General features: G+C 73.4%; 6 protein-coding genes. 4 read left to right on the forward strand and 2 right to left on the reverse strand.

Annotated elements, in window-relative coordinates:
* Window positions 1-94: 94 nt before the first annotated feature.
* Entirely contained in the window at window positions 95-460 is a 366-nt protein-coding gene (locus ACWGH0_RS34445) for a hypothetical protein (RefSeq protein ID WP_453408212.1), read from the reverse strand.
* A 125-nt stretch (window positions 461-585) separates the two neighbouring features.
* Between ACWGH0_RS34445 and ACWGH0_RS34450 the strand changes: the two genes are divergently transcribed.
* Entirely contained in the window at window positions 586-1,191 is a 606-nt protein-coding gene (locus ACWGH0_RS34450) for a DUF4291 domain-containing protein (RefSeq protein ID WP_453408213.1), read from the forward strand.
* Between the two features lie 76 nt (window positions 1,192-1,267).
* On the opposite strand, the gene ACWGH0_RS34455 is transcribed toward ACWGH0_RS34450, so the two are convergent.
* Window positions 1,268-1,690 (reverse strand): GNAT family N-acetyltransferase, encoded by a 423-nt coding sequence (locus ACWGH0_RS34455; RefSeq protein WP_453408214.1) that lies wholly within the window; start codon window positions 1,688-1,690, stop codon window positions 1,268-1,270.
* A 117-nt stretch (window positions 1,691-1,807) separates the two neighbouring features.
* On the opposite strand from ACWGH0_RS34455, the gene ACWGH0_RS34460 reads away from it, so the two are divergent.
* From ACWGH0_RS34460 to ACWGH0_RS34470, 3 genes are read left to right on the forward strand one after another with little or no spacing between them, the layout of a single operon-like run.
* The gene (locus ACWGH0_RS34460) at window positions 1,808-4,453 is read left to right on the forward strand and encodes an alpha/beta fold hydrolase (RefSeq protein WP_453408215.1); all 2,646 of its coding nucleotides are present in this window, start codon (window positions 1,808-1,810) and stop codon (window positions 4,451-4,453) included.
* Window positions 4,450-5,346 (forward strand): ABC transporter permease, encoded by an 897-nt coding sequence (locus ACWGH0_RS34465; protein ID WP_453408216.1) that lies wholly within the window; start codon window positions 4,450-4,452, stop codon window positions 5,344-5,346. Before ACWGH0_RS34460 ends, ACWGH0_RS34465 begins: the two co-directional genes overlap by 4 nt.
* Before the next feature lie 25 nt (window positions 5,347-5,371).
* Complete coding sequence (locus tag ACWGH0_RS34470) at window positions 5,372-5,839, forward strand: anthrone oxygenase family protein (protein ID WP_453408217.1); 468 nt, start codon at window positions 5,372-5,374, stop codon at window positions 5,837-5,839.
* Window positions 5,840-5,902 lie beyond the last annotated feature (63 nt).

Here is a 5,902-nt window from a genome sequence, read left to right on the forward strand (position 1 = left end):
ACCGCCCCCCCCGGGCGCGCCCGCCCCCGGGTGGTCCCCCCCGCCCCGCCCCCCCCCGCGCCCCGCGGCCCGGGGCGCGCCCGGGCCCGCGTGCTCAGTACATCTCGTCCCACCGGGCAACGATCGCCCGCAACTCCCGCGCGGCCGGGCGGGGAAGCGCCAGCAGCACGCCCTCCAGGTTCTCCCGCGCCCTGACCGGATCGCCGCAGCACAGCCACTCCGTACAGCCGGGACCGTCCGGCTCCCACAGCCGGTGGTCCGGCCTGCGGACGAAGTCACGCCACAGGCGCAGTGAATGGCCGACGTCTCCGGCCCACAGGTAACTCCGCGTCTCCTCGAGCCGTACGATCGCGCGCAGCGTCCGGCGCGACAGCCCCTCGACCGGGTTGAGCGTGTTCCTCCGGCAGACGGACGCGACGACGAGCTCTTCGCGGACCCGCTTGGGCCGCCTACGCGGCATGGCCCCCATGATCGGTGTTCATGCGCACGATGCTGCCACACCGGGCCGTACCTCCGCCGGGGCGTTGTCCGGCATCCCGGCGAAATCCTGTGGTGGCGGATGTTGCCGGGCGGCATGGTGGCCGTATGACGCACCATCCCCAGCGCCGGATACGCGCGCTGCACACGGACACCACGATCACCGTCTACCAGGCGTACGCCCCCGCGATCGGCGTCCCGGCCGCGCGCGACGGGCGCTTCCCGGCCGCCTGGAAGCGGGACCGCATGACGTGGATCAAGCCTTCGTTCCTGTGGATGATGTACCGCTGCGGCTGGGGGCTGAAGCAGGACCAGGAGACGGTCCTGGCCGTCGAGATCACCCGCGAGGGCTTCGACTGGGCCCTGCGCCACGCCTGCCTGTCGCACTACGCACCGGGCCCGCACACCGACCAGGCCGCCTGGAAGCGCGAGTTGCGCCGGGCGCCCGCCCGCGTGCAGTGGGACCCGGAACGCGACGTACATCTGAACCAGCTGCCGTACCGCTCGCTGCAACTGGGCCTGGCGGGGGAGGCGGCGGGACGGTACGCGGACGAGTGGACGGTCTCCATCACCGACGTGACCCCGCTCGCCCGCGACATCCACGCCCTGGTGAAGGCCGGCGACACGACGGCGGCGACGCGCCTGCTGCCGCGGGAGCGGGTCTACCCGGTGGCAGCGGAGACGCTCGCGCACCTGGGTGGCACGGGGGGCTGACCGCCGCAGTGCCGACCCGGGGCCACGGGCAGGGGGCGGCCCCTGTCGGCGCGGTCGACCGCCCCAGGTCGCCCGCTCAGTCGAAGGGCCAGGTCAGCATCGTGAAATCGCCGTCGTCGCGGGCGTGTGCCGACCGGTACGTCGCCAGTGCCGCGTCGTTGTCGCGTTCCGCGCCCACCCACATGCCGTAGCAGCCGCGCTCCCTGGCGCACTCCGCCAGCGCCCGGGTCAGGACCCTTCCGATGCCGCGCCGCCGGAACGGCTCGTCCACGGACAGTTCGTACAGGCACATCTCGGTGCCCTTGTCCGGGTGGGTCATCTCGACGCCCGAGACCATTCCGGCGGGCTCACCGCCGACGTACGCGACGAGCATCACATGACCGGGGGAGGCCAGGAAACGCTCGGCCCACTCCGGGCGGGCCGGGCCGTCGTAGAGGTGCTGGGCGGCGATCAGTTCGGCCACTGTCGTCGCCCGCCGGACGACCGGTCGCGTGTCCATGGGTCTCCTTCGTACTCCCGCTGCGGTACGGGACGGTGCTCCCGTACTCCCTGAGTACCCCGGACGTCCGTCCGGGGGGCTGGTTCGGTTGTCGTACCCGGGACCTAGGGTTCAGTCATGAAGCTACGCATTCCCCGCAGCCGGGCACTCGCCGGTGCGGCCGCCGCGTTCGCCGTCCTCGTCGGGGGCGGTACGTGGACGGCCGTCGCCTCCGACGGCGACGCGCCCGCCGTGCACCGCGAGGAGCGGATCATGCGCATGGACGGGGTGAGAATCGACACCTCGTTCTTCACCGCCGACGGCGCGGGCGGTGAGCGCCGGCCCGCCGTCCTGCTCGGACACGGCTTCGGCGGCAGCAAACGCGACGTACGGGAGCAGGCCGAGCAGCTCGCCCGCGACGGGTACGCCGTGCTGACCTGGTCCGCGCGCGGCTTCGGGAAGTCGACGGGCAAGATCGGGCTGAACGACCCGAAGGGCGAGGTCGCGGACGTCTCGCGGCTGATCGACTGGCTGGCGAAGCGCCCGGAGGTGCGGCTCGACGCGAAGGGCGATCCGCGCGTCGGCGTCAGCGGCTCGTCGTACGGCGGCGCCATCTCGCTCCTCGCCGCCGGACACGACAAGCGCGTCGACGCCGTCGCGCCGCAGATCACCTACTGGAACCTCGCCGACGCCCTCTTCCCCGACGGCGTCTTCAAGAAGCTGTGGGCCGGGCTCTTCATCAACACGGGCGGCGGCTGCGACCGGTTCGAGAAGCGGCTGTGCGACATGTACGAGCGGGTCGCCGTCGCCGGAGAGCCGGACGCCGCCGCCCGCGAGCTGCTGACGGCGCACAGCCCGTCCGCGGTGGGCGACCGCATCAAGGTCCCCGCGCTCGTCGTGCAGGGCCAGAGCGACTCCCTCTTCCCGCTGGACCACGCCGATGCGATCGCCAAGGCGGTCGCGGCCAACGGCGCGCCCGTCGCCGTCGACTGGATCGCCGGCGGTCATGACGGCGGGGACCGGGAGAAGGCCCGTGTGGAGGGCCGGATCACCGACTGGTTCGACCGCTACCTCAAGGACGACAAGACCACCGACACCGGGCCCGCGTTCCGCGTCACGCGTACCGGAGGTGTCGACTCCACGGACGGCGCGGCGCAGCTCAGGGGCGCGACGGGCGACCGCTACCCGGGCCTGGAGTCCGGACAGCGGCAGCTCGCGCTCACGTCGGGCAAGCGGGAGCAGCGCTTCGCCGCTCCGGCAGGCGCCAACCCGCCCGCCATCTCCGCCGTGCCGGGCGTCGGGGCCCTGTCCCAGCTCTCCGGGCTCGGCATGGGGCTGTCGCTCGACTTCCCCGGCCAGAACGCGAGCTTCCAGACCGCGAAGCTCTCCTCGGACCTGCGCGTCACCGGCTCACCGACCGTGAAGGTCAGGGTGAAGTCGGACCGCGACGACGCCGTGCTGTTCGGCAAGGTGTACGACGTGAGCGCGGACGGCAGCCGGAAGGTGCTGCCCTCCCAGCTCGTCGCGCCCGTCCGCGTCACCGGCGCGGGCGACGCCGACGGCGCGACCGTCACACTGCGGCTCCCGCCGGTCGACCACGAGGTCAGGGCCGGGCACCGGCTGCGCGTCGTGCTCGCCAGCACCGACCTCGCGTACGCCTCCCCGGCCGAGCCCGCGGCGTACACCGTCTCGCTCGTGGGCGACGGCACGCTCGCCGTGCCCACCGCGTCCGGCGTGCGGACCCAGGCGGCTCCGCTGCCCTGGTGGGTCTGGGGGCTGCCCGCGATCGGCGCCGCCCTCGCCGCGGCGCTGCTGCTGACCGCCCGGCGGCGGGCCGCCGCGCCCGCGCCCGACCCGGAGCTGGCCGAGGTGCCGCTCCAGATCACCGACCTGACCAAGAAGTACGCCAAGTCCAACGACCGGTACGCCGTACGGGACCTGTCCTTCCGCGTCGAGAAGGGCCAGGTGCTCGGGCTCCTCGGCCCGAACGGCGCGGGCAAGACCACCACCCTGCGGATGCTCATGGGCCTCATCACGCCGGACAGCGGCGAGATCCGGGTTTTCGGGCACGCCATCAGGCCGGGCTCGCCCGTCCTGTCGCGCGTCGGCTCGTTCGTGGAGGGCGCCGGCTTCCTGCCGCACCTGACGGGACGCGCCAACCTGGAGCTCTACTGGAAGGCCACCGGCCGGCCCGCCGAGGACTCCCGCACCGAGGAGGCGCTGGAGATCGCGGGGCTCGGCGACGCGCTCGACCGCGCCGTGCGGACGTACTCGCAGGGCATGCGGCAGCGCCTGGCGATCGCCCAGGCGATGCTCGGCATGCCGGACCTGCTCATCCTCGACGAGCCGACGAACGGCCTCGACCCGCCGCAGATCCGCGAGATGCGCGACGTGATGATCCGCTACGCGGCCGTCGGGCGCACGGTGATCGTCTCCAGCCACCTCCTCTCGGAGGTCGAGCAGTCCTGCACGCACCTCGTCGTCATGGACCGGGGGCGGCTGATGCGCGCCGGCCCCGTCGCGGAGATCACCGGCGGCGCCGACAGCCTCCTCGTCACCACGGACGGCGGGGTGACCGAGGCGCTGGCCGAGAAGGTGGCCGCGCTGCCCGGCATCGGGTCCGCCGTACGCACCGACGAAGGGCTGCTCGTACAACTGGACGGGGCGTCCCCGAGCGCGCTCATCGGCGAGCTGGTCCGCCTGGACGTGCCGCTGACGGGTGTCGGGCCCAACCGCCGCCTCGAGGACGCGTTCCTCACCCTGATCGGAGGCTCCTCCGCATGAGCACCACCCACGGCGTCGCACCGGTCACCGCGCCCGACGCCGCACCGGCCGCCGCGTCCGCACCCGGTTACCGGGCCGGCCGCACCCTGCCGCTGCGCGTCGAGGCCGTACGGCAGTGGCGCAGGCGGCGCACCCTGGTCATGGCCCTGATACTGGGCGCGCTGCCGTTCGTCCTGATCGCCGCGTTCGCGATCGGCGGCGGACCCGACCGCGAGGGCGGCCGGGTGACGCTGATGGACACCGCCACCGCGTCCGGGGCCAACTTCGCGGCCACCTGCCTCTTCGTGTCGGCCGGGTTCCTGCTGGTGGTGCCGGTGGCGCTGTTCTGCGGCGACACGGTGGCGTCCGAGGCCAACTGGTCCTCGCTGCGCTACCTGCTCGCGGCGCCGGTGCCGCGCGCCCGGCTGCTGTGGAGCAAGCTCGCGGTGGCCCTGGCGTTCAGCCTGGCGGCGATGGTGCTGCTGCCGGTCGTGGCGCTGGTGGCGGGATCGGTCGCGTACGGCTGGGGGCCGCTGGAGCTGCCGACGGGCGGTTCGCTGCCGGCGGGGGACGCCCTGCCGCGGCTCGGGATCGTCGTCGCGTTCATCTTCGTGTCCCAACTGGTCACCGCCGCGCTCGCGTTCTGGCTGTCGACGAAGACGGACGCCCCGCTGGGCGCGGTCGGCGGCGCGGTGGGCCTGACGATCGTGGGCAACGTGCTGGACGCGGTGACGGCCCTCGGGTCGTGGCGCGACTTCCTGCCGGCGCACTGGCAGTTCGCGTGGGCGGACGCGCTGCAACCCCAACTGGAATGGGGCGGCATGCTGAAGGGGGCCGCGGTGTCGGTGACGTACGCGCTGGTGCTCTTCGCCCTGGCCTTCCGGGGATTCAGCCGCAAGGACATCGTGTCCTGACGGGGGGTCGGCCATGATGTGCCCCATGGCCACTCTCCTGATCGCCCTCGCCGTAGTAGCCACGGGGCTGTACGCCGGGTTCATGCTGATCTTCCTGACCGGCGTCATGCCGGCCCTCGGGCGGCTGACGGACGAGCAGTTCACGGCGGCGATGCGGCGCGTCAACGAAGACGTGCCGCGGGCCGTGTTCGTGTCGGTCATGCTCGCCTCGGTGGCTTTCCCGGCGGCCGCCCTGGCCGTGCCGCAGGACGGCCGGTCGGGTGCGCAGTGGGCGCTGCTGGGGGCCGGACTCGCCCTGGTCGTCCTCAACCACCTGGTCACGATCATCGGGAACATCCCCCTCAACGACGCCCTGGCGGCGTCGGAGCGGACGGGCGCCGCCGACAGCGACGCCCGTGCGGCCTTCGAGACACGGTGGAACCGCCTGCACCTGGTACGGACGCTCCTGGTCACCGCGGGATTCGTCCTCGTGGTGAGCGCCGCCCTGGTCTGAGCGTCCGGCGCCGCCTGGTCCGCCGACCTTCACGGGAAAGGCGGTGCCCCGCCGCGGTTGCAC

Source organism: Streptomyces sp. NPDC054887, assembly GCF_053610585.1.